This is a genomic window from Alishewanella aestuarii B11, from assembly GCF_000280055.1.
GTDB classification, from domain to species: domain Bacteria; phylum Pseudomonadota; class Gammaproteobacteria; order Enterobacterales; family Alteromonadaceae; genus Alishewanella; species Alishewanella aestuarii.
In genome coordinates this window covers 202960-226384 of sequence record NZ_ALAB01000001.1, presented here as the reverse complement: position 1 = coordinate 226384, position 23425 = coordinate 202960, and the positions used below count along the sequence as shown (strand labels likewise).

The window sequence follows — 23425 nt, the reverse complement described above, 5'->3', positions numbered from 1 at the left end:
GACTTTGCAGGTACAGCTCATAAACATCGCCACGGGCAACAGCAACGATATACTGCTTTGCCTGCTCCAAGGTACGGGGCGGTGCATCAGGGCGGGATTTTAACCAGTACATATTGGCACTGGCATGGGCCAGCGGCCCAACCCATTGAAAAGCGTCTTCCCGCAATGGATTGCGTGAGGTGGAGTACAAACCGGCTTTGGGATCATTTTGCGCCGCTTCGTAAGCACGTAGCCAGGGCAATAAGCGGAACTCACACTGGATCTTGGCAATCTGACAACTACGCCGCACCAGCTCAGTGTTAAGGCCAGTAATTTGCTGATTCTGCTCAAAACTATAAGGAGGAAAATGCTCAGTGTACATGATCAGGCTTTCCGCCCTCAGTACCAGACTCGCGCTTAGCAGCAAAGCCCCCAACAACCATTTCATAGCGATTACGTGTATGACTGTAGATAAGGCTTACTATGGCTGATCTTCTGCAGAAACGATAGCCTTAGCGGTCAATTTATGTACTTATTTGAGTAGTAACACGTTTTGCCAATGATCAGCAAAATATAATCGCTATGGCAGATAGGTAGACTGGCAGACTCCTGAATACGAATTCAGCCTAGCAGGCATTTTTAACAGAAGGCCCTGTTTATCAGGGCCTTTACTACAACATGCGTTAACCTCTGTATTTTCGTAATAAAGCGAGTAATAAAAGTGGCAGGGCGAAGAACACACCCGTTGAACCACCAGATTTACCGCTATCAGGCTGGCTTGGTGTCGTAGGCGGCACCAAAGCCACATCGCTGATGTTAATTGTTGCACTGGACGCAGAGCCGATAGATACGCCAGCGGTAGAACTGCTCAGGTTAAGCTGGAACGAACGTGTACCCTGAGTACCCTCGCGGTTAATTAAGCTCACTACAACCGTTGCTGTTGTCTGATTAGCAGCAAAGTTAACCGTTTGGTTTACTGTCTGATAATCAACCCCCGCTGTTGCCGTACCATTTACCGAGCTAACATTTACGCTTACCGCTTGGGTTAAATCGTTGCTTCTGCGGATTTCAACCGTAGCGGTGTTACCCTCGGTAGCATTGATTTGTGTTTGTGCGAATACCACATCTGTCACATCAGCAATGGTCACTGTCGCTTCGGCCTGACCAAGTGCTGCACCATTAATCTGGCTGATTTTCAGCTTTAAAGAACGCGCCCCCTGGGCGGTATCGCGCTTAATGGTCTCCAGCATTGCAGTGCCCATGTTCTGGCCATCTTTAATGGTCACAGTTGCACTGACAGGCTTAAAATCAACCCCTTCAACAGCGGTGCCGGATTCAGCCGTAACAGTGAAAGTTGCATCGCCATCAGTGCCATTGGTGCGTTTAAATACTACCTCTACAATGTCGCCCTCAAAGGTCGATAGGGTAGAGCGTTCAAAACCCACTTCACCATTTAACGCTTTATTGTCGCTGGCAATGGTTACGCTCACAGGTGTATCGGTGAACGACGCACCAATGGCTTGGCGCACGATAATATCAAAGCGCGTATCTGGGTGACGTTCTGCGCGCGGTAAAATGTCGAACTCAATGGTTTTTTCACTTTCACCTGCAGCAAAAGCCACTTCTTTTAAACCAAATTTAAAATCCCGCAGCTCCCAGGCTGTATCATCTTTCGCCAGCAAGTTTACATGGCTTGGTGCAGATAAATCACCAGTGCGGCGCAACACAACCTGGCCTTTTTCTTCACTACGATTTAATACCAGCTCGTTAATGACAAAGCTGACGCTGGCGCTTGGTGCTGACTTGGCGGTAGTAAATGGGATAACTGCAGCGTTATCTCTTACATACGCAATATTGTTAGCAACACCAAATACACCGCAAGGATCACCATCTACAAAAATCTCTGGATCAGAAAAGAACAGATGTCCTGGATCTGTATAATTGCTGCCGAAACTCCAATCAACGGTTTTTCGCATAGAGTTTAAATCGTTGACATCTTTAGTGACGCTTTTTCTATTGCCGCAAGCGTAAGCCCGATTTGATTCTGATGTAACGGGCTCTGCGTCACTCACTTCATGCATTGTGCCAAAAACATGGCCAACTTCATGGATGAATGTCTGAACTGAACCTAAGCCAATTCTATCAAATACTATATTCTCACCGTTGTCACCATCAAATTTCAGGTATTTCACAGTTGTGAAGTAGCTGTCATATTCTGAGAAAGATAAGCGCAACACTCCATGGCCATTAACATTGTCTAGGCTCTTGTAAGGCTCGACGTCAAGGTTATCGCTTTCGCTTGATAAAAATTCACGGATATAAAAAACGACGTCTACCTTGTTGTGCAGGGTGTTTCTTATGTTAAGTAAATTTTCATCTTCGCAAGTGCTTTTGAAATTGGTGAAATCTAAAGCCAAATCTGATAATTGAATGCACTGAGTAACGTTAATAAGCTCTTTGGCTCCATGATCTCGGGTATTGTAGATGGCGTTATCAGAGACAGCGAAATAAGCCGGAACCAGTCGCGTGTTGACCTTTTGTTTTTCAAAAATACCGTTCAGCGCATCGAATTTTTTCTGAATTCGATCAACCGCAAATTGCGCACCATTTTCGTAGTATTTACCTTGTGGGTCTTTAGTGAATTTACCAGCAGATGTTTCTAAATAGCTTTTGTGGATGACCACCGCGACATTGGTAACATTAACTCCACTGCTAAAAACAGCGCCACCTGATGAACCATTGCTACGTACCTGGCTAAATGCCGCAGCATTTTGCTTGTTTAATGCTACCTGCTTGGCCTGCTCTGCAAACAGCAAGTCAGATAAAGGGGAGTGAACGGCGCCATCACATTGAGTATGATCATGGCCAGGCAGCCAGCTATTTGCTGACGCGGCTGACGTGATTAACATTGTAATTGTTGCTGCAAGTAATTGTTTTTTCATTAACATAACCTTTAAATCCGAAAGCTGACGTCATATTAGGGTATCAATTCAGCTTGAACAACAACCTGAAAGCAGCGATATTGGTTTTTACGCATGCAACTTTCTAAAAAAGCAGTGAACCTAGCAGCTACGGCTTAAAAGATAAGGCGGATACCCATGAGAACGCATTAGACGAGTTAAAATTCTGATGCTAGCTTAACAGATACCTTACTTAAAGACTAACCCATTTGGGCTATACCACCAGCAATAGAATCGAGGTGTTTACTATGTCAGTTTACTTACTAATGGCCGACAAAATTCTGGGCACCAATGCCAGCGGGTTGAATAACCGTGGCTATGTTCAAATTACAGAGCAGGACCTCAATCGTGCCAATGCGGCAATTCATAATGAAGCTCACCTTTTAAATGAAGTTGACAGGCTGCGTAACGAGCTAAATGTTGCACTTAATAAATACCAACACAGCGATGGTAAAGTGCAAACTTTGTCAGAGATGGCCGAACAATTAATCCTTGAAGAGCGAGACGCGAGTGTAAAGGCTTCAACCTATAGAAATATTTACATAAACGATGTTGGATCTGAAAGTAACTTCATTTCAGAATCGACAAGAGCAGATGCATTTGTTAAATCTCAGTTTTATAAGCTTGTCAAGAAGATGGGCTTTAACGAAGGGTTGAGCGTGGATGAGCTGGGCAAGCAGATGAGCTTAAATCAGCGCTATTCGTTCAACATCTACATCACTGCAGCTGCAGACTATATGATGCTACAGAAATATCTTTCTACAGTGTGCTGCGCACTGAGTGATTTTATAAAAACTGCGCAGAACGACCCTAACTCGGTGCTGTATGAAAACAAAGAAGCAATTGATAGGTTAACAGCAGTTAAGCACGCGCTGGTGCAAGATGTGTTAAATTACAGTCGCGTTGATTGTAGTATGTACAAAGATTTCCACAAAACCCGTGTCAATGAAATTGCCGAAAGTGTGAAACTCATCCCAGGAACGTCAAAGTTCATTGAGTCTAGCATTCCGCCCGTTTCGTTAGCTGCGGTTGATGCAATACTGCGTGAATACAACGCTACAGCAGAAATTAAGAGAATGATTTCTAATGAGCATGTGCGAAAAGCATTGGTTGAAAATGACAATAATGTGCTAATACCAAGCGCATACGCTACCAATCAATTCCAAATCAGAAGCTACAATCTGTAATGCATGCTAAACGCTTACCTAGGCTCCAGGAGCTCTTAGAGAGATATTTCTAAGAGTTCGGGCAATTACACCCATGTCAGAATGTAAAATGGGATGGTGCCGGCAGTGCTACTGTATTAAAGGCTGATGCTATACCAGCGAACTAAATACCATCACCGTCGATATGCAAGCCACATTCGCGGCCAAAGCCATTAAAGCGGGTATCTTCTTCACTCATGCCCTGTTCAAACTTTGCAGTAGAATGGGTATCGCCAACCGACAGATAGCCCTGCTCCCACAGCGGATGGTAAGGCAGGTTATGCTGTTTTAAGTAGTAAAAGACGTCCTTATTGCTCCAGTCGATAATAGGCTGCACCTTAACCACCCCCCGGCTGATTTCCACTATGGCTTTATCGGCGCGGGTGCTGCTCTGGCTGCGGCGCAAGCCGGTAAACCAGGTGCCCACATTGAGCTCGCGTAGCGCTCGCTGCATGGGCTCGACTTTATTAAGCTGATTATATTGCTTGATACCCTCAGCGCTTAACCAGAGCTGGCCATAGCGGGCTTCCTGCCACTGTGGACTGAGAGCAGCGCGATAAACCTGCAAGTTCAACCCCAGTCGCTCAGTCAGCTGATCAATAAACTGATAGGTTTCCGGAAATAAATAGCCGGTGTCGGTCAGCACCACCGGAATATCCGGTTTTTGCACACTGACCAGATGCAACATCACCGCGGCCTGAATACCAAAACTGGAGCTGAGCATCGGTTGCTCTGGTAAATGACGCAGCGCCCAGGCCACCCGCTCAGCTGCCGACAGAGGTGCCAACAGCGAGTTAATTTCCGCCAGCCAGACTTGCTGCACTTTGGTGCTCTGCTGCAGGATCTGCCGGTAATCATTCCGTACTTGCCCCATGCTGCTTACTCCGGCTCAGGCGTGAAAATCGGTTTTAGACACTTTGACCTCTGCAACCACACCGCTGCGGATCACAAAGTCACCAAAGTCTTCGCCGGCCTGCCGTTCGGTGGCCCAACGCCCGATAAGCTGGTCAAGCTGAGCTAAAATCTCTGCTTCCGCGACATTATCTAAAAACAGTTTCGGGATCCGGGTACCGACTTTGTTACCCCCCAGATAGACATTGTATTTACCCGGCGCCCGGCCAACTAAGCCGACCTCGGCCAGCATGGCGCGGCCACAGCCATTCGGACAGCCGGTAACCCGCAGCACGATATGATCATCAGCAACGCCGTTTTTGCTAAGCAAGCCCTCAACTTTCGTCACCAGTTCAGGCAGATAACGCTCCGCTTCCGCCATTGCCAGCGGGCAGGTCGGGAACGATACACAGGCCATCGAGTTTTTACGCTGCTCACTGTGGCTGTCATCCAGCAAACCGTATTGACGTGCCAGTTGTTCGATTTGCGCTTTTTGCTCGAGCGGCACGCCGGCAATAATCAGGTTCTGGTTTGCAGTCATCCGCAAATCGCCCTGATGGATCTTCGCGATTTCCGCTAAACCGGTTTTTAATGGTTTGCCAGGGAAGTCCAGCACCCGGCCATTTTCGATAAACAGCGTCAGGTGATGCTTGCCATCAATGCCCTCAACCCAGCCAAAGCGATCACCACGGCTGGTAAAGGCATAAGGGCGTACCGGTTCAAAGGCAACACCAACGCGCTTTTCCACTTCGCTACGGAAATTGTCGACGCCGATGCGATCGATGGTGTATTTGGTCTTGGCGTTTTTACGATTCACCCGATCACCATAATCGCGCTGTACTGTGACCACATGCTCGGCCACTTTCAGTACATGCTCCAGGCTGATAAAGCCCAGCTCTTCCGCCCGGCGCGGATAAGTCGAGGTATCGCCAAAGGTCATTGCCAGGCCGCCACCAACCAGCACATTAAAGCCGATCAGTTTGCCGTGCTCGGCAATAGCAACAAAGTTCAGATCGTTGGCATGCACATCAACATCATTATGCGGCGGGATCACCACTGTGGTCTTAAACTTACGTGGCAGGTAGGTATCACCCAGCACCGGTTCGGTCTCGGTGGTTTCAACTTTTTCCTCATCCAGCCAGATCTCGGCATAGGCGCGGGTTTTCGGCAGCAAATGTTCGCTGATCTTAATCGCCCACTGATACGCCTGTTGATGTAACTCGCTCTCGACCGGATTAGAGGTACACAGCACGTTACGGTTAACATCACCGGCGGTGGCAATCGAATCGATGCCAATACTATTTAAGAACTGGTGCATCGGTTTAATATTCGGCTTTAACACGCCATGGAACTGGAAAGTCTGGCGGGTGGTCAGGCGGATACTGCCATATAAGGTGTGCTCGGCCGCGAACTTATCGATGGCCAGCCATTGCGTCGGTGTAATAATGCCGCCGGGCATCCGCGCCCGCAACATCACATTGTGCAGCGGCTCCAGCTTTTGCGCCGCGCGCTCGGCGCGGATATCACGGTCATCCTGCTGATACATGCCGTGAAAACGGATCAACATAAAGTTATCGCCGGTAAAGCCACCGGTAATCTCATTTTGCAAGTCGCTGGTGATAGTGCCACGTAAATGGTCGCTTTCGGCTTTTAAGCGCTCGTTGTCCGACAACTTGCCCGGCGCGACAAATTCAGGATTAACAGGATACTGACTCATTAATACACATCCTTCTGATAGCGCTTGGCTATCCGTAACTGATCTAAATACTGTTGCGCGGCCTTTTCATCTTTACCGCCTTGCTGCTGCACGATGGTTAGCAACGCCTGATGCACGTCTTTCGCCATCCGGGCGCCGTCACCACAGATATACAGGTGCGCGCCCTGCTCTAACCATTGCCAGACCTCAGCGCCATGTTTCAGCAGCTTATGCTGCACATAGACTTTTTCCGCCGTATCGCGGCTAAAGGCAACGTCGAGCCGGGTTAGCAAGCCTTGCTTTAAGTAATTCTGTAGCTCCACCTGATACAGGAAGTCCTGGGTAAAGTGTGGGTTGCCAAAGAATAGCCAGTTTTTACCGCTGGCGGCACGGACATCCCGCTCCTGTAAAAAGGCGCGGAACGGCGCAATGCCGGTGCCCGGGCCAATCATTATCACCGGGGTGTCATCATTTTCTGGCAAGCGGAAGTTGTTATTGGTTTCAACAAACACCTTAATACTGCCACCCTCTGCTAACCGCTCGGCTAAAAAGCCGGAAGCGCCACCCAGATGCGGTTTGCCATAGGCCTCATAACGTACTACACCCACCGTTAAATGCACCTCGTCTTCCACTTCGGCCTGCGAGGACGCAATAGAATATAAACGAGGCTGCTGCTTACGTAGCGCATCGACCAGTTGCTGCGCGCTAATCAGCGCCGGATGCTCACGCACGATATCAATAATCTGCCGCTCGCTCAGGTAACTGCGTAGCGCGGTTTTATCGGCCACTAAAGCTTGTAACACTTCGCTGCCGCTGGCTTTAGCATATTTATCGACGAAGGCGGGATAGGACTGCGTTAGCTCCAGCTGTTCAGTCAAGGCATCACTTATGGTCAGTCGCTCTGTCCCCAGTAATACCGGGGTATTAGCGGCAATGCCGGTAAGCAGTAACAATTCTTTTACCAGCTGTGGGTCGTTACTGAAATAGACACCCAGGGCATCACCCGGCTGATAACGCAGCCCGGAGCCCGCCAGCGAAATCTCAATATGCCGCACATCTTTGCTGGAATCACGGCCGGTGATCTTCTGATTGGTATACAGCTCAGCGCTAAACGGCTGTTGTTTACTGTAACTGCTCTCTGCCGCCGCCGTTTGGCTGACACCCGGCCAGCTAATAACATCAGCCGTTGCCGCCGGCGCCTGCGCAAATTCCGGCTCTAAGGTCGTGATGAGCTGCTGCTGCCAGTTAGCGGCGGCAGTGCCGTAGTCGACATCCAGATCGGCCCGGGCAATAATAGCTTTGCCGCCTAATTCGGCGAGGCGCTGATCAAAATCCTGTGCGGTTTTGCAGAAAAATTCATAGCTGGTATCGCCTAAGCCCAATACCGCATAACGCAGCTCTGGCAGTTGTGGCGCTTTTTTACTAAATAGGAAGTTATAAAAGCTGATGGCATTTTCCGGCGGCTCTCCCTCACCATAGGTCGAGGTAACAATCACTAAAAAGCGCTCATTTTTCAGATTAGCCGCTTTATATTCGGCCAGGTCCTGCACCTTAACCGTAAAGCCTTTGCCACTGGCTGCCTTGCCCAGATCTTGCGCAACATGCTTGGCATTGCCGGTTTGTGAACCATATAGCACTGTTAAAGTCGCGGCAGGTGCCGCTACCGCCGAAGGAGCAACTGCCACACTCTGACCGGCCAATTGGGCACTGGCCGCCAGATAGCCACTAACCCAGGCTTGCTGGATCGGATTAAGCTGGCTTACCAGCCCCTGTAATTGTTTTACCTGCTGTTCAGACAGCGGGCTGGCCTGAGCGACCAGTGACGATAACAGCATAACAAACCCTGCTTAAATTAATTACCCACATTTTAGCCATCCAGATGACTACTGGTAAAAGAATGGATCTCTCTTGGTTATTCCAGAAAGGAATTAAAAACTCAGGCGGCCTGAATAAGTTCTTTCTAAAGACAGCGACAACCACTTAGTCAAACTCACTACTTTTTAGCCAATCCAACAATAAACTTCCTAAGCCCGTCACTGAATAAATAATTTTATTGTTTAAAATCAGCTCATTAATAGTTGGCATTCACTTTGCTCTACTAACAGGGTCAAATCAGCAAGAAGGATAAAATAATGAAAGCCTTAGTATTAACCGCCACCGTTGTCCTCGCTAACCCGGCTGTAGCTGAGCAAAGCTGCCAGTTTCAACTTGAGCACGATTTAGTTATTTCACCTACGCAGGTGATATTACAACAACAGCAACAGCCGCTGTGGACCATCGACCAACAAGGTCGGCTGTGGTTAGCCGGTAAAGAGCAAAGCACCGATGCTGAGAGCCGCGCTTTACTGCAACAATATCAGGCTGGTGTGCGCGAGCAGGCAATCAACACCGTCGAACTGGTGCAAGCAGGCTTACAACTGGCAGGTACCGCTGTCGAACAGGTACTCACCGAACTGACCGGTAAATCGCTGGCACAGCACCCACAGATGCGTGATGTGCTTGCGAAAATCCAAAAAAGCACCGACGAGATTATTGTACGCCGCGGCGAGCAACTGGAAGTGCGTGGCAGCGCCCTGTCAAAACTCGATCAAGCCTTTGGTCCGGAATTTGATGCCGCGATAGAAAGCCTGGTCGAAGAAAGCATGGGCAATATTATGCTGCAAATTGGCAAAGCCATGGTCAGCGGCCAGGGCACGTTCGAGCAGCGGATGGAAGCCTTTGGCCAGCGCATGGAGAAGTTTGGCGAACAGTTAGAGCAAAATATGCAGGCCAAAGCCAGTGTGCTGGAGCAGCGCGGTGAAGCCATGTGCCAGCAAGTGCAGCAGTTGGATCAACTGGAAAGCCAAATCCAGCAACGTCTGCCGGCCATGGCTGCCTACGACTTATTTAATAATGTAAAAACCGCTAAAAACTAAGCAACGAGTTCAATTTCCTAACCACGGCTTGGCGTACTGCTTCGCATGACAGTACGCCCTTTTTTATGCCCGCAACTGGCAGTTTTCAATAAAGCGCGTTAGCCTATCATTACTCTTTTCCCGGCTAAGGTAGCAATAAAGATGAGCATCCAACATATTGATCCTACAGTCCGTTATTCAGAAGCCGTTATTACCAATGGCCTGATCTTTTGCGCTGGCATGGTGCCGGATACCACGGCAACCGATATTAAAAGCCAAACCGAAAATGTGCTGTCTCAGATTGACGCCCTGCTGGAGCGTTGCTTTAGTCATAAACGCAAGCTGGTCGACGTCACGATTTTTCTGGCTGATATGGCCGATTATGCCGCGATGAACCAGGTATGGGATGCCTGGTTGGTTGAAGGCGCAGCACTGGCACGCACTACCGTAGCAGCTAAACTGGCCGATCCGCATTGGAAGGTCGAAATCAAAGTGGTCGCAGCGCAGTAAGAACTAGTCGAAAAAACACTACTTTGCCGGACATTATCAGTATGATAACTACATAAACGTAGTTGGCAGCGCGAATTGCTGCCTTGCAGAAACTTATCGATAACTGGACGTTCAGATGTTATTACTGAAAAAATTACGTTGGCCCCTGGCTATCGTAGTCATAGCGCTCTTGGCTTACTATGGTCTGAAACCTTACTGGTTAACGCAGCTAACCCAGCAGGAAAGCGCCAGAATTACTGCGCTAAAACAACAGGCCGTGCCGGCAGCACCACAGCAACGTCTTGATGCGGAGCGGATGATGGCCGACCTTAGCTGGCTGGCCGCGGCAGAGCGGCAAGGGCGCGCCCCGGGTACGCCGGGCGGCATCGCTGCCAGATTATGGATTGCCGAACAATTTGCCGCTATCGGTTTAACCCCCGCCGGCAGCGAGGGTTACCTGCACCCCTATAGCGTAACGGAACATTTTTCATTTAATCGCTGGCTTCGACGCAAAAATGCCGTTATTCCTGGAGTGGAAGATGCAGCCAATGTGCTCGGGTTATTGCCGGGTACTGAGCCGGGTTTAAAGCCACTGATTATTACCGCTCATTATGATCACCTCGGCATGCACGGCGATACCATCTTCTATGGCGCCGACGATAATGCCTCCGGCGTCGCCGCCATGTTAGAACTGGCACGTTACCTTACCAAGCATCCGCTGCGCCATCCGGTACTGTTTGCCGCACTGGACAGTGAGGAAAAAGGCTTGCAGGGTGCGGTAGCACTATTTCGTACCGGCCTGCTCAGTGCCGAGCAGCTAAGGTTTAATATCAATATTGATATGTTAAGCCGCGATACCGAACAGCAGCTGTTTGCCGTTGGCAGTTATCATCATCCCTGGTTACTGCCATTACTGGAACAGTTGCAACAACAGAGCGCTGTTAAGTTAATCGCCGCCCACGATCGCCCCTGGTACAAAGCCGGCCACAGTCAGGACTGGACGCTCAGTTCTGATCATGGCGTCTTTCATCAGCAGGGCGTCTCCTTTATCTACTTTGGCGTGGCCGATCATGCCGATTACCACACGCCAAGAGACACGGCAGATAAAGTCGATGTCGCGTTTTATCATCAGGTGGTAGAAACCGTGCTGAGCTTTTTACAACAGCTTGACCTGGCTCTGGCGAAGACTAAGCTCTAGAACGAGTCCGGCGCAGGTTGTTACACCTTTTTACAATTCGTTGTAAATTAACAGTTAGCAAGCTGTCATTTTAACGCTACACTGCGGCGGTGAGCCTAAAGCTAGTAACAGGAGGTTTAAATGAGTACAGCCATGATTTGGATTATTATCGGTGTGGCATTAATTCTTAGCGAATTACTGGCCACCAGTATTGTCGCAGTGTTTCTGGGGTTAGCCGCCATTGTCGTCGGCGTGTTACTGCAGCTCGGCTGGATTGAAGCGGCCAGTACTCAGTACACCGTCTTTGGTATTGTCAGTCTGGTCCTGCTATTTACCGCCCGAGGCCGTTTTAAACGCTGGTTTGTTGGTTTCACCGCCGACAAAGGCGAACATCCATCGCGCTTTACTGAAGACATCGGTGATACAGCCACAGTTTTAGCAGACTTTCAGCACGGCCGCGGCCGGGTAGTGTTGAACGGTGTACAGTGGGATGCGCAATCCAGTGACGAGTTAAAAGCCGGCGATCTGGCGCGTGTTGTTGCGAATGAGGGTATTCATCTCACTGTTGTCAAAGTTAACTAACGAAAAAGGAGTCTTAACTTATGGAACAATTAGATATTCAAACCATTCTAACCTTTGGCTTTGCGCTGGCGGTGGTGATCACCATTTTCAAATCAGCCCGGGTTGTACCGCAACGAAGCAATTATGTGATTGAGCGCTTAGGTAAATACTCACGCACGCTTGATTCGGGTTTTCACATTCTGATCCCTTTTGTCGATAAAGTTGCTTATATCCAAACTTTGAAAGAAGAAGTGATCGACGTTAAACGCCAAACCTGTGTTACCCGGGACAACATCCAGGTCGGTATTGATGGCATTTTGTATCTGCAAGTTATCGATCCGATGAAGGCCAGTTACGGCATCAACGATTATCGCTATGCCGCGGCACAATTGGCACAAACGACTATGCGTTCGGTGATTGGTCAGACCGATCTGGATAAAACCTTTGAAGAGCGTGCAAAAATCAATGAAGAAGTAGTACGGGCATTGGACGAAGCAGCAGGTCCTTGGGGCGTTAAAGTGTTACGTTATGAAATTGCCGATATCGAGCTGCCAATTAGCATTAAAGATGCGCTGGAGCAACAAATGCGTGCCGAGCGGGAACGGCGGGCCGCCATTGCCAAGTCCGAGGGTGAACGTCAGGCAATGATTAACGTCTCTGAAGGTCAGAAGCAGGAAGTGATTAACCTGTCGGAAGCTGACAAACAGCGGCAGATTAACGAGGCCGAAGGTCGGGCGCGTGAAATTGAGCTGATTGCCATCGCTACCGCTGAGGGTCTGCGCAAAATCGCCGAGTCCATTAACCAGCCTGGTGGTCAGGAAGCCGTTAGCTTGCGGGTTGCCGAGCAATATGTAAAAGAGTTCGGTAATCTGGCCAAAGCCAATAATACGATGATAGTGCCGGCCGAGCTGGCGAATATCGGTGGTGCGGTTGCAGGTTTAACAGAAATTCTGAAATCCGTACAAAAATAAACAATTAACTGCGCCGGCCAACACCGGCGCAGCTTTTAGGGTTGCATTACTGCTGATCTGAGCTTGGCAGCTCGTTCTGGCGGAAATCCTGGGTTTTCTCAGCCAGTAAAGCTGCCAGTTGCTGCTCCATCGCCTCAACTTTCTCCCGGGTCCGCAGTAGTACCTGACGCTGTACGTCAAATTCTTCCCGACTAACAAAGTCCAGATCAGCCAGCTTCGCTTGCAGTACCTGCTTAACCTTGCTTTCCAACTCATCGGCAAACTGCTTTAGCTGCGGTGGGATCACAGCGCCGATCTGGCGGGCGATCTCTTCAATTTTTTTCGGATCCAGCATCATCTTCTCCGGTGTTTTCGATTGCTCTGCTCTATTCTACGGCCTAAATGGCAGAACGCGAATGAAATTTCTGCCGTCAGGCCTTACAATGCCACCCCGGAACAAAAGGCAGGTCAGATGAAGTTAAATCCACAGCAAGACGCAGCGGTTAAATTTATTGGCGGCCCCTGTCTGGTGCTGGCAGGCGCCGGTAGTGGCAAAACCCGGGTCATAATTAATAAAATCGCCTACTTAATTCAGGAGTGCGAGTTACCCGCGCGACATATCGCGGCGGTGACTTTCACCAATAAAGCGGCGCGAGAGATGCGGGAGCGGATTAACGCCCAGTTACCCAAAAGCGCCACCCGTGGCCTGACCATCTCGACCTTTCATACGCTGGGACTGGAAATTCTGAAAAAAGAATTTCGCCAGCTTGGTTACAAAGCTAACTTCAGTTTGTTTGACGATCAGGACAGCTTTTCGCTGTTAAAAGAACTGACCGATGGCGAGTATAACGGTGATAAAGAACTGATCCGTAAGCTGCAAAACCGTATCAGCAGCTGGAAAAATGACCTGACGCTACCTGAGCTGGCACTGCAACAAACACAGGATGCGGAAACGATCAGCCTGGCGAATTACTATCTGCAGTACAGCAAGATGCTAAAAGCGTGTAATGCCTTTGATTTTGACGATCTTATTCTGCTGCCAACCCTGTTATTTCAACATCAGACCGAAACCCGCGAACGCTGGCAGCAGAAAATCCGCTATCTGCTGGTCGACGAATATCAGGATACCAACACCAGCCAGTATGAACTGGTGAAATGGCTGGTCGGCGAGCGGCGCCGCTTTACCGTGGTTGGCGACGATGACCAGTCAATCTATTCCTGGCGTGGTGCCCGGCCGCAAAATCTGGTGCTGCTGAAAAAAGACTTTCCCGAACTGCAGGTGATCAAGCTGGAGCAGAACTATCGTTCAGCGGAGCGGATCTTAAAAGCGGCGAATATTCTGATCGCCAATAACCCGCATGAGTTTGAGAAAAAGCTGTTTAGCGTCAACGGCTATGGTGTGCCGCTAAAAGTCTTGCCGTGCAAACACGAAGAAGACGAAGCCGACAAGGTAGTAGCCGAAATTATCTCGCACCGCTTTAGTAATCGCAGCCAGTACCGGGATTATGCAATTCTGTACCGCGGCAACCATCAGGCGCGGGTATTTGAAAAAGCACTGATGACTAACCGTATTCCGTATCGTATTTCCGGCGGCACCTCCTTTTTTGCCCGCAGCGAAATCAAGGATGTGATGGCCTATTTGCGCTTGCTGGTGAATCAGGATGACGATAACGCACTATTGCGGATTATTAATGTGCCGCGGCGGGAAATCGGCCATGCTACCTTAGAAAAAATTGGCAATCTGGCTAATCAACTGCATATCAGCCTGTTCGCCGCCTGCTGCCACCCGGAATTAGCGCATATTTTACCGGCGCGCAGTTTGCAGGCAGTACAGCAATTTGCTGACTGGATCAATCAGCTGGCAGATAATGCCCAGCGTGCTGAGGCCAGCGAAGCCATACGTGACCTGATCCGGCAAAGCCATTATGAAGCCTGGCTGTTTGAAACCAGTAACAGCCCGAAAGCAGCGGAAATGGCGCTGAAAAATGTCAACGAGCTGTACCGTTGGATTGTCGAAATGCTGGAAGGCAAAGATGACGAGCCAGCCATGACGATCAATGAAGTGGTCAGTAAACTCTGTCTGCGCGATATGTTAGAACGGCAGGAACAGGAAGATCAGGCCGATCAGGTGCAATTATTAACCCTGCATGCTTCAAAAGGCCTGGAATTTCCATACGTGTTTATGGTTGGGATGGAAGAGGGCATTTTGCCGCACCAAACCAGTATCGACGAAGACAATGTCGAGGAAGAACGCCGGCTGGCCTATGTCGGCATTACCCGGGCTCAGCGCGAACTGATCTTTACCTATGCCCGCGAACGCCGGCAATTTGGTGAAACCATCAGACCTGAACCCAGCCGTTTTTTGCAGGAATTACCGCAGGATGATTTAGAGTGGCAAAAGCCGGATCAGCCAAAAACGGCCGAACAGCGCCAGCAAACTGCCGCGGCGAATATTGCCCGCTTACGGCAATTGTTGAATAAAGGATAAACAACCCCCGATGGGTCGGCGCTTAGTTACTCAGCGCCTTTAACATCTGATCGCGCATCTCGGGCTGGAATACTGCATAGCGTCCACGCCCCAGCGCTTTTGCATGGTACATCGCGGCATCAGCATCACGCAGCAAAGCATCGGCATGATGATATTCCATGGTCAGCGGGGCTATACCGATACTGACCCCAGACTGAGTTTTATGCCCGTCCAACTGATAAGGCTGGCGGAATTTATCAATAATCCGCTGCGCCACCTCTTCGGCATCCTGAAAGCTTTGTAAATTCAGCAGCATTACCACAAACTCATCACCACCAAAACGCGCTGCCACATCATGTTCACGGATGGCACTGAGCAACCGCTTACTACTCTCAATTAAAAAAGCATCACCAATATGATGGCCCAGGGTGTCATTAATCAACTTAAAGCGATCCAGATCGAGAAACAGCAACGCCATACCCGGTTGGCTCTGGCGTTTGATCAATGCAAACTGCTGCTTAAGCTGCTGCAGAAACATTTGCCGGTTGGCGAGGCCGGTTAACACATCATGATTGGCATCATAAAACAGCTTTTGCTCGGCTTTTTTGCGCTCTTCTACCTGTAAACGTAAAAACAAATTGGTTTGCCGTAATTCCCGCGTACTTTCAAATACCTTACGTTCCAGCTCTTCCTGATGCTGGCGCTGACGCTCCGAGGCTAATTTACGCTGAATGGCAACGGCAATATGTTGTGAAACAAAACGCAGGATAGTTAATTCCTGCTCGGTATACTGATAGCCTGTTTCATAAGATTGCACTGCTATCACGCCCAGTACCCGCTGATCCACTTTTAATGGCGCACCCAGCCAGCTACTGGAGTTACGGTGTGGCTGGTTTAAACTGCCGATACCACGGCGGATCTCACCCCGCTCCACCAACTGCGCCGCTTCCTCACTATTGATCAAACGCGCTTCAGCACAGCGGATCACATATTCGGTAAAGCCTTTACCCAAGGGTCGGTCACTGGCGGCGGGGCTAAACTGGTCCAGATAAAATGGAAAGGTCAGTTTAGTACCGTCCTGATCCAACAGAGCTATATAGCAATTGTCGGCCGCCATTAAGCCACAAAGTACTTTATGCATAGCCCGGTAAAAGGTTTGCATATCCTGACTACTGGCCGTTAATTCGGATATCTCATATAAGGCGGCCTGCAGCTTTTCGGCATGGATCCGCTCTTTGATTTCTTTTTGCAGCGACTCGTTAGTTTGCCGCAGCTGCAAGGTGCGTTGCCGCACTGTCGTTTCCAGCAATTCGCGGCTTTTTACCCGATCCAGTGCGATAACGGTATTACTACCAATGCTATTAAACAGTTTCAGATCATGTTCGTTATAGCGGTACGCCGGATCATAGGACTGAATCGCCATCACACCGATAACTTTGTCTTCGCGCAATAACGGGATCCCCATCCAATGCGCGGATGGCGAGCCTTGCGACTGGATTTCACCACTGCTGACTAACGCATCAAACTGCGCCTCATCACAGAGCAAAGGTTGTTGCGTCCGCACAACATAACCGGTTAAGCCGCTGGAGAAAGCACTGGAAGGCACTGACACGATCAGTTGCTGATCTTTTTCGTCAGAAAAATACTGCAGGCTATATTGTGTGGTTTCGCTGTCATACAGCACGACATAAAAGTTTTCCGCATGCAGTAACTCCGACACCATCTTGTGGATCGCCGGATAAAACTCTGCCATATCGCTGATACTGCTCGCCAGTTCCGACAGTTTCAACAAAGCGCCCTGAATGGTATAGGCTTCTTTATAGCGCGCAACTAAAGCCAATAACCGCCGCAGTCGGGTATTGGTTTTATTGAGTTGATGCTGAAGTGTCGATAACTTATTCAAATCCGCCATTCCGTTGCACAAAAACACTGGTCAGAGCAATAATAACAAAGTGTTATTATGCATAAAGTTTAGACGCATGGAAGAGTGAGTAAAGAAATAAAACTGAATTAGTTTTAAGTGGCTTTAAAACAGCGTGAAGACAAAAAAGCCGCACTATTGCGCGGCTTTTCATGATGCAGCAGTAACTGGTTAAACGCCGTCGGTCATAAAACGGATGGCGGCAGCGATTTCATCTTCCGAACAGTTCATACAGGTACCCATCGCAGGCATATTGTTAAAGCCTTCGATCGAGTGCTTTAACAACACATCAAAACCCTGTGCCATACGCGGCTTCCAGTCTGCTGAATTTGGTTTAGGCGCATCCAGGGCACCTGTACCGTGACAGGCAAAACAAGCCGCCTGATATACTTGCTCACCGCTACGAGGCCCCGAGGCAACGGCAGCAGTTGCGGCAGCTGCGCCAGCAACATAAACCTGGCCAACTGGGGCAATACGCTTGGCAATGGCATCTTTTTCCTGGTCAGTGCTGGCATTGATACCCAGCGTGGTCAGCAGTAATGCCACTGCAAGTGATAATTTCTTCATAGTGATGATCCCATCCTAAAAGCCATACTGATTTTCTGGCATTATAGCCTGCCTTTGCCGCAGAACGGAAGAGTCCCTGTTCAGCCTTTGCACAACAATAACCCAAGATCAAATCGCGATGCTAATCTGCTAAAAGGCCCGTCAAACCTGCTTTATGCTTTTTTGAGTAGAAGCGCATTTTTTTAGGAGCAAAATTTTTTAAAATTAGCTCTGGGCAAAAGCGTCAGTTGTGATAGTCTGTTCAACCTGCGCGGAGTTGCAGGCTGCTGTCGAGAATGGACTCCGGGCGAAAGCTAAAGCGTTTTCCACATTACGCAATGCTAAAAAAATAAGAATCAGGGCACTTGCAGTTAGGCACCTTTCTTTTATAAGACAAACACTTAGAATTAAAATGTTCCCCATGCTGTCAATTACAGCGTGAATATCTCCTATTGTTTTGCACAAAGTTATCCACAGCTTATGCCTTAATAAGTCTCTATCCCGGAAACTTGTTCAGCTAGCCTGATCTGGTCTGCTATGGCATGCTATAGCATCAAGTCCGCGCAGGAACAGCATCATGGTTTATATCCCGACAAATCCGTTAATATTGGTTGACGGTTCTTCTTATTTATTTCGCGCCTATCATGCGCCACCGCATCTGACTAACTCCCGCGGCGAAGCGACCGGTGCCATTTATGGCGTCGTCAATATGCTGAAAAGTTTGCTGAAACAGTATCAGCCAACCCAGATGGCGGTAGTATTCGATGCCAAGGGCCCGACTTTTCGCAACGAAATGTATGCTGAGTACAAAGCGCACCGGCCACCAATGCCAGACGATCTACGCAGCCAGATTGAGCCGCTGCACAAGATTATTCGCGCTATGGGCCTGCCATTATTATGCATTAGCGGCGTTGAAGCTGACGATGTAATAGGTACCCTGGCCCGCCAGGCCAGTGCCGCTGGCCGCCATACGCTGATTTCAACCGGTGATAAAGATATGGCGCAGCTGGTTGATGAGCATGTCACACTGATCAATACCATGACTAATACGCTGCTCGATCCACCTGCAGTAATAGAAAAATTCGGTATTGGCCCGGAGTTGATTATCGATTATCTGGCGCTGATGGGCGATAAAGTGGATAACATCCCGGGTCTACCAGGGGTGGGGGAGAAAACGGCAGCGGCTCTGCTGCAGGGGCTGGGTTCTATCGCACAGATTTACCAACAGCTGGATCAGGTCGCAGGCCTGAGTTTCCGTGGTGCGAAAACCATGGCCGCTAAGCTGCAGGAATTTGAAGCCCAACTAAAGCTGTCATATGAGCTGGCAACCATTAAGTGTGACGTAGAGCTTCCCTGCGCGCTGGACGAATTGCAGATCCAGCCCGCCGACCGGGCACAATTGGCAGAGCTGTACCGGGAGTGCGAATTTAAACGCTGGCTGGCGGAAGTCCTGGCCAACAGTGAGCCGGCGGCGGGAATAGCGAACACCGAGCAGGCAGACAGTCCAACAACAGAAAGCCCTGAGCAAGTCAGACAAGTGATTGATCGCCAGCAGTATCAGACCATTCTGACCTCAGCAGATTTGACTGCCTTATTAGCCGAGCTGGAGCAAGCTGAACTGACGGCTTTTGATACCGAAACCACCAGCCTGGATTATATGCAGGCGGAACTGGTCGGGATGTCCTTCGCTACCGCGCCGGGTAAAGCCTGGTACCTGCCGCTGGCACACGACTATCTGGGCGCGCCGGCACAACTGGATCGTAAGGACTGTCTGCAACGCCTAACACCCTGGCTGGAAAATCCAGCCAAAGCCAAGGTAGGCCAGAATCTGAAGTACGACCAAAGTGTGCTGGCGCGTTACGATATTGCACTTAAGGGCGTTAAGTTTGACACTATGCTGGAGTCCTATGTGCTGAACTCGGTGGCCGGCCGCCATGATATGGACAGCCTGGCGCTGAAATATCTGGGACATAGCACCATCAGCTTCGAAGATATAGCCGGTAAAGGTGCCAAGCAACTCACCTTTAACCAGATTGAACTGGAAAAAGCGGCCGAGTACGCTGCCGAAGATGCCGATGTCACCTTGCGACTGCATCAGACATTGTGGCCACAGTTGCAGCAAAGCCCCGGCCTGGTCAAAGTATTCAATGAGATTGAACTGCCGCTGATTGCTATTCTGTCCGATATCGAGCGGCACGGCGTGCTGATCGATAGCCAGTTACTGGCCGAGCAAAGCAAGCAGTTAAGTCAGCGGATTGCCGAACTGGAGCAACTGGCTTATAAACAAGCCGGCAAAGAGTTTAATCTGGCCTCCCCGAAACAGTTACAAGAAATTCTGTTCGAGCAGATGAAGTTGCCGGTACTGAAAAAGACCCCGAGCGGCACGCCCTCTACAGCAGAAGAGGTGCTGGCAGAATTAGCACTGGAATATGAATTTCCCAAACTGATCACGGAGCACCGTGGCCTGAGCAAACTGCGTTCCACCTATACCGAAAAACTGCCGAAAATGATTAACCCGGCAACTGGCAGGGTGCATACCTCTTATCATCAGGCAGTCGCCGCTACCGGCCGCCTGAGTTCCACTGAACCCAACCTGCAGAATATTCCGATCCGCACCGAAGAAGGGCGGCGGATCCGCCAGGCTTTTATTGCACCGCCAGGTAAGCTGATTATGGCCATCGATTACTCGCAGATTGAACTGCGGATTATGGCGCATCTGTCGCAGGATAAAGCCCTACTGGACGCCTTTGCCAAAGGCCTGGACGTACACCGGGCAACCGCGGCTGAGGTATTTGGGGTAAGTCTGGATCAAGTTAGCAGTGAGCAGCGGCGCCGTGCCAAGGCCGTGAACTTCGGATTAATTTATGGCATGTCAGCCTTTGGTCTGGCCAAACAACTCGGCATAGGTCGGGGCGAAGCCCAGCATTATGTAGATCGCTATTTTGAGCGCTTCCCCGGTGTGCTTGATTATATGGAGCGCACCCGGAAACACGCTCATGAGCAGGGCTATGTCGAGACACTGTTTGGCCGGCGTTTATACCTGCCCGATATAAATACCAAAAATATCGGCCGGCAAAAGGCCGCCGAGCGGGCGGCAATTAATGCGCCGATGCAAGGTACGGCAGCCGATATTATTAAACTGGCGATGATTAAGGTACAGGCTTGGCTGCAGCAACATGCCGCTGACAAAGCAGCGATGATTATGCAGGTACACGATGAATTGGTGTTCGAAGTGACCACCGCCGATGTCAGTTGGTTAGCGACCGAGTTAAAGCAGCTGATGGCTAGTGCCGCTAAGCTCGATGTACCCTTACTGGCCGAAGTGGGTTATGGCGACAACTGGGATGAAGCCCACTAGGGCGTGGTAATTTAATTACATAAAAAGTCTTTAAAATGCACCATTTAGACTTTTATGTAGTTTTATTACAAAAAATTCTTGCAATCGCTCAGAAAATGACTAGAATTTGAGTCGTAGGGTACAGAGGTAAGATATTCTATCTTTCAACCAGGGTGTTGCACCCCGGATTCTGAAAGTAGGCTTTATTTAGCCGCCCCGCTGCTTGCAGCGGGGCGTTTTTTTATGCCCGTTTTTCTGATCACAAGCCAATGGCGCAGCAGCCAGTTGCAGTTCACGTAACTGAACAACACTTTTTAGAGCAAATACTTTAAACAGCGCAAAATTAGTGCTATACTGTGGCCGTCTTAGCGATAAGACACCCTGTTGATTTGATTTTTATATAGCTTCTCCCCGATTGCTATGACCGACCCTGCTGGGTCGGTTTTTTTTTGGGGATCCTGAAGGGTTTACTTAGGGCGCGTCGACGTTTGCTGTCGACTCGTCGCTAAACCAGCCGTTTAATACCTGCTCAAACTCAGGTAAGCCAAGCTTACTCAGCGAACTGAATACCTGCACCTGCACGTCGCCCATAAAAGCCAGTGCGGCTTCGCGCACTTCCAGCAACACCTTTTTTCGGGCGCCGGGCCCCAACTTGTCTGCTTTGGTCAACAGGATCAGCACCGGTAACTGGCTCTCCACGGCCCAGAAGATCAACTGCTGATCCAGATCTTTCAGCGGGTGGCGAATATCCATCAACACCACCAAACCTCTCAGGCTTTGCCGCTGCTGCAGGTACTCAGATAACGACTTCTGCCATTTTTCTTTTACCGCCAGCGGTACCTTGGCAAAACCATAGCCGGGTAAATCAATTAATCTTTTTTCCGGCGCCAGCGTAAAAGTATTAATTAGCTGGGTTCGGCCAGGCGTTTTACTGGTACGGGCCAGATTATTTTGCCGGGTCAGGGTATTCAGCGCACTCGACTTACCCGCATTGGAGCGGCCGGCAAAGGCGACTTCGATACCGGTATCGGCTGGCAAGGCCCTGATATCAGGGGCACTGGTCAGAAAACTGACCTGCTGAAAATTGAACTTAGGTTGTGACACAAGCTGCTCCGGCAGTTAAATTAGGGTTATTGTAACGGATCTGGAGGATCGGAAGAAGCTTTTGACTAAAGGATGGGATTTTACTTTGAGCAGTTTCGTGTAAAATAGGCGAAAAAACACCTTAATACTATTCATTATAGCCAGCTCACTGGCGTTTGAATGCGGACTGAGACGGATCAAAAATGAAAAAACTCGTACTACCTCTGACGCTGTTATTCGGTTTAATCGGTGCAGCAAACGCTTTCGATGGTGATGCCGAGGCTGGCAAAGCAAAATCTGCAACTTGTGCCGCCTGCCATGGCCCGGATGGTAACAGTCCGTTAGCTATCTACCCCAAAATTGCCGGCCAGCATGCTGAATACCTGTACAAGCAGCTTACCGACTACAAACTGGGTATGACTTCAGGTGGTAAAGAAGGTCGTTCGAATGCCATCATGTTTGGTATGGTAGCCGCGCTGTCTGACCAGGATATGAAAGATCTGGCCGCCTATTTCTCGTCACAGCGCATGACACCAGGCACGACACCGGAAGATGTGATTGAGGCCGGCCAGAAACTATATCGCGGTGGCGATGCCGAGCGCGGTATTGCAGCCTGTATCGCCTGCCACGGTCCACGTGGTGCTGGTACCAGCCTGGCGGGCTTCCCTCGTATCGGCTTTCAGAATGCTGATTACCTGAAAACCACATTGGAAGAATTCCGCGCCGGTACCCGTGCTAACGACATGAACGGTATGATGCGTGAAGTAGCGAAAAAGCTGACCGACGAAGATATTCGGGTTCTGTCGCAATACCTGGGCGGCTTACACTAAGCTGAACAAAGTCTGAATAAAAAACCGGCTATCAGGCCGGTTTTTTATTGCCTTTGTGCGAGATCTCTCACAAACACTGTAAGACATCACCCTGATTTTCAATTTTCAGGAACTTTTTTGCTATATTTTATACAGCATAAGTCACTGAAAATATTAAAAACCTAGACTAAAGTCGAATTTTTTTTGTATTTTTTATCAGCAAAGACTTGCCATCTGCTCAGAACAGAGTAGATTTAAACCGTTCGCCAAAGGCGATATAACAACAGGGAAATGCGGTAAAGGAAGCTATCAGCACCCACGGGTGCGCTGTGTTTTAAGATGCCCGGATGGTGTCAGGCGCTAAGGCGCACATGGATGATTACGAAAGTTACCAGGAAGGTCGCGAATAAGAAAAGAGTGCGCACGGACAGCAAATAACAATATATGGATAACTGGCAAC

Annotated in this window: 18 protein-coding genes; 9 read left to right on the top strand and 9 right to left on the bottom strand. The window is 49.5% G+C overall.

Annotation, left to right across the window (positions count from 1 at the left end; translation table 11 throughout):
• Both AEST_RS00960 and AEST_RS00955 read right to left on the bottom strand, forming a co-directional pair.
• Window positions 1–427, bottom strand: a 427-nt coding sequence (locus AEST_RS00960; RefSeq protein WP_238534522.1) for a substrate-binding periplasmic protein, incomplete at its 3' end; no start/stop codon positions are given.
• A gap of 235 nt (window positions 428–662) precedes the next feature.
• A complete protein-coding gene (locus tag AEST_RS00955; RefSeq protein ID WP_008606388.1) occupies window positions 663–2921 on the bottom strand; it encodes a Calx-beta domain-containing protein in 2259 nt (752 codons plus the stop codon).
• A 266-nt stretch (window positions 2922–3187) separates the two neighbouring features.
• Between AEST_RS00955 and AEST_RS00950 the strand changes: the two genes are divergently transcribed.
• The gene (locus AEST_RS00950; protein ID WP_008606387.1) at window positions 3188–4126 is read left to right on the top strand and encodes a hypothetical protein; all 939 of its coding nucleotides are present in this window, start codon (window positions 3188–3190) and stop codon (window positions 4124–4126) included.
• 142 nt (window positions 4127–4268) lie between these two features.
• On the opposite strand, the gene AEST_RS00945 is transcribed toward AEST_RS00950, so the two are convergent.
• From AEST_RS00945 to AEST_RS00935, 3 genes are read right to left on the bottom strand one after another with little or no spacing between them, the layout of a single operon-like run.
• The gene (locus AEST_RS00945; RefSeq protein ID WP_008606386.1) at window positions 4269–5018 is read right to left on the bottom strand and encodes a phosphoadenylyl-sulfate reductase; all 750 of its coding nucleotides are present in this window, start codon (window positions 5016–5018) and stop codon (window positions 4269–4271) included.
• 15 nt (window positions 5019–5033) lie between these two features.
• Window positions 5034–6752, bottom strand: coding sequence for an assimilatory sulfite reductase (NADPH) hemoprotein subunit (gene cysI / locus AEST_RS00940; protein ID WP_008606385.1), 1719 nt, complete (start codon window positions 6750–6752; stop codon window positions 5034–5036).
• Window positions 6752–8566: an assimilatory sulfite reductase (NADPH) flavoprotein subunit gene (locus AEST_RS00935; protein WP_008606384.1), complete on the bottom strand. Its 1815-nt coding sequence runs from the start codon at window positions 8564–8566 to the stop codon at window positions 6752–6754. The genes cysI and AEST_RS00935 overlap by 1 nt, the downstream gene beginning before the upstream one ends.
• Before the next feature lie 297 nt (window positions 8567–8863).
• On the opposite strand from AEST_RS00935, the gene AEST_RS00930 reads away from it, so the two are divergent.
• The 5 genes from AEST_RS00930 to AEST_RS00910 all read left to right on the top strand — a co-directional run bounded on the left by AEST_RS00930 (window position 8864) and on the right by AEST_RS00910 (window position 12823).
• Window positions 8864–9646: a DUF2884 family protein gene (locus AEST_RS00930; RefSeq protein ID WP_008606383.1), complete on the top strand. Its 783-nt coding sequence runs from the start codon at window positions 8864–8866 to the stop codon at window positions 9644–9646.
• Between the two features lie 141 nt (window positions 9647–9787).
• Window positions 9788–10135 (top strand): RidA family protein, encoded by a 348-nt coding sequence (locus tag AEST_RS00925; protein WP_008606382.1) that lies wholly within the window; start codon window positions 9788–9790, stop codon window positions 10133–10135.
• Between the two features lie 115 nt (window positions 10136–10250).
• Window positions 10251–11312: a M20/M25/M40 family metallo-hydrolase gene (locus AEST_RS00920; RefSeq protein WP_008606381.1), complete on the top strand. Its 1062-nt coding sequence runs from the start codon at window positions 10251–10253 to the stop codon at window positions 11310–11312.
• A 120-nt stretch (window positions 11313–11432) separates the two neighbouring features.
• On the top strand, window positions 11433–11873 hold the full coding sequence (locus AEST_RS00915; protein ID WP_008606380.1) for an NfeD family protein: 441 nt from the start codon (window positions 11433–11435) through the stop codon (window positions 11871–11873).
• Window positions 11874–11893: 20 nt separating this feature from the next.
• Window positions 11894–12823: an SPFH domain-containing protein gene (locus tag AEST_RS00910; RefSeq protein WP_008606379.1), complete on the top strand. Its 930-nt coding sequence runs from the start codon at window positions 11894–11896 to the stop codon at window positions 12821–12823.
• 46 nt (window positions 12824–12869) lie between these two features.
• Here AEST_RS00910 and ubiK read toward each other — a convergent pair whose 3' ends face one another.
• On the bottom strand, window positions 12870–13157 hold the full coding sequence (gene ubiK / locus AEST_RS00905) for a ubiquinone biosynthesis accessory factor UbiK (RefSeq protein WP_008606378.1): 288 nt from the start codon (window positions 13155–13157) through the stop codon (window positions 12870–12872).
• Window positions 13158–13274: 117 nt separating this feature from the next.
• On the opposite strand from ubiK, the gene rep reads away from it, so the two are divergent.
• Entirely contained in the window at window positions 13275–15290 is a 2016-nt protein-coding gene (gene rep, locus AEST_RS00900) for a DNA helicase Rep (protein ID WP_008606377.1), read from the top strand.
• A 22-nt stretch (window positions 15291–15312) separates the two neighbouring features.
• Here rep and AEST_RS00895 read toward each other — a convergent pair whose 3' ends face one another.
• Window positions 15313–17181: a sensor domain-containing diguanylate cyclase gene (locus AEST_RS00895; RefSeq protein ID WP_008606376.1), complete on the bottom strand. Its 1869-nt coding sequence runs from the start codon at window positions 17179–17181 to the stop codon at window positions 15313–15315.
• Between the two features lie 180 nt (window positions 17182–17361).
• Window positions 17362–17757: a c-type cytochrome gene (locus tag AEST_RS00890; RefSeq protein ID WP_008606375.1), complete on the bottom strand. Its 396-nt coding sequence runs from the start codon at window positions 17755–17757 to the stop codon at window positions 17362–17364.
• A 556-nt stretch (window positions 17758–18313) separates the two neighbouring features.
• Between AEST_RS00890 and polA the strand changes: the two genes are divergently transcribed.
• Window positions 18314–21094, top strand: coding sequence for a DNA polymerase I (polA, locus tag AEST_RS00885; RefSeq protein ID WP_008606371.1), 2781 nt, complete (start codon window positions 18314–18316; stop codon window positions 21092–21094).
• Between the two features lie 450 nt (window positions 21095–21544).
• On the opposite strand, the gene yihA is transcribed toward polA, so the two are convergent.
• Complete coding sequence (yihA, locus tag AEST_RS00880) at window positions 21545–22177, bottom strand: ribosome biogenesis GTP-binding protein YihA/YsxC (protein WP_008606370.1); 633 nt, start codon at window positions 22175–22177, stop codon at window positions 21545–21547.
• A 182-nt stretch (window positions 22178–22359) separates the two neighbouring features.
• On the opposite strand from yihA, the gene AEST_RS00875 reads away from it, so the two are divergent.
• A complete protein-coding gene (locus AEST_RS00875; RefSeq protein WP_008606369.1) occupies window positions 22360–22986 on the top strand; it encodes a c-type cytochrome in 627 nt (208 codons plus the stop codon).
• The last annotated feature ends 439 nt before the right edge of the window (window positions 22987–23425 follow it).

What these genes read in the sequence shown, in the direction of transcription:
- AEST_RS00955 (WP_008606388.1), bottom strand. Translation starts at nt 2,921, where the DNA reads ATGAAAAAACAATTACTTGCAGCAACAATTACAATGTTAATCACGTCA.
- AEST_RS00950 (WP_008606387.1), top strand. Translation starts at nt 3,188, where the DNA reads ATGTCAGTTTACTTACTAATGGCCGACAAAATTCTGGGCACCAATGCC.
- AEST_RS00945 (WP_008606386.1), bottom strand. Translation starts at nt 5,018, where the DNA reads ATGGGGCAAGTACGGAATGATTACCGGCAGATCCTGCAGCAGAGCACC.
- cysI (WP_008606385.1), bottom strand. Translation starts at nt 6,752, where the DNA reads ATGAGTCAGTATCCTGTTAATCCTGAATTTGTCGCGCCGGGCAAGTTG.
- AEST_RS00935 (WP_008606384.1), bottom strand. Translation starts at nt 8,566, where the DNA reads ATGCTGTTATCGTCACTGGTCGCTCAGGCCAGCCCGCTGTCTGAACAG.
- AEST_RS00930 (WP_008606383.1), top strand. Translation starts at nt 8,864, where the DNA reads ATGAAAGCCTTAGTATTAACCGCCACCGTTGTCCTCGCTAACCCGGCT.
- AEST_RS00925 (WP_008606382.1), top strand. Translation starts at nt 9,788, where the DNA reads ATGAGCATCCAACATATTGATCCTACAGTCCGTTATTCAGAAGCCGTT.
- AEST_RS00920 (WP_008606381.1), top strand. Translation starts at nt 10,251, where the DNA reads ATGTTATTACTGAAAAAATTACGTTGGCCCCTGGCTATCGTAGTCATA.
- AEST_RS00915 (WP_008606380.1), top strand. Translation starts at nt 11,433, where the DNA reads ATGAGTACAGCCATGATTTGGATTATTATCGGTGTGGCATTAATTCTT.
- AEST_RS00910 (WP_008606379.1), top strand. Translation starts at nt 11,894, where the DNA reads ATGGAACAATTAGATATTCAAACCATTCTAACCTTTGGCTTTGCGCTG.
- ubiK (WP_008606378.1), bottom strand. Translation starts at nt 13,157, where the DNA reads ATGCTGGATCCGAAAAAAATTGAAGAGATCGCCCGCCAGATCGGCGCT.
- rep (WP_008606377.1), top strand. Translation starts at nt 13,275, where the DNA reads ATGAAGTTAAATCCACAGCAAGACGCAGCGGTTAAATTTATTGGCGGC.
- AEST_RS00895 (WP_008606376.1), bottom strand. Translation starts at nt 17,181, where the DNA reads ATGGCGGATTTGAATAAGTTATCGACACTTCAGCATCAACTCAATAAA.
- AEST_RS00890 (WP_008606375.1), bottom strand. Translation starts at nt 17,757, where the DNA reads ATGAAGAAATTATCACTTGCAGTGGCATTACTGCTGACCACGCTGGGT.
- polA (WP_008606371.1), top strand. Translation starts at nt 18,314, where the DNA reads ATGGTTTATATCCCGACAAATCCGTTAATATTGGTTGACGGTTCTTCT.
- AEST_RS00875 (WP_008606369.1), top strand. Translation starts at nt 22,360, where the DNA reads ATGAAAAAACTCGTACTACCTCTGACGCTGTTATTCGGTTTAATCGGT.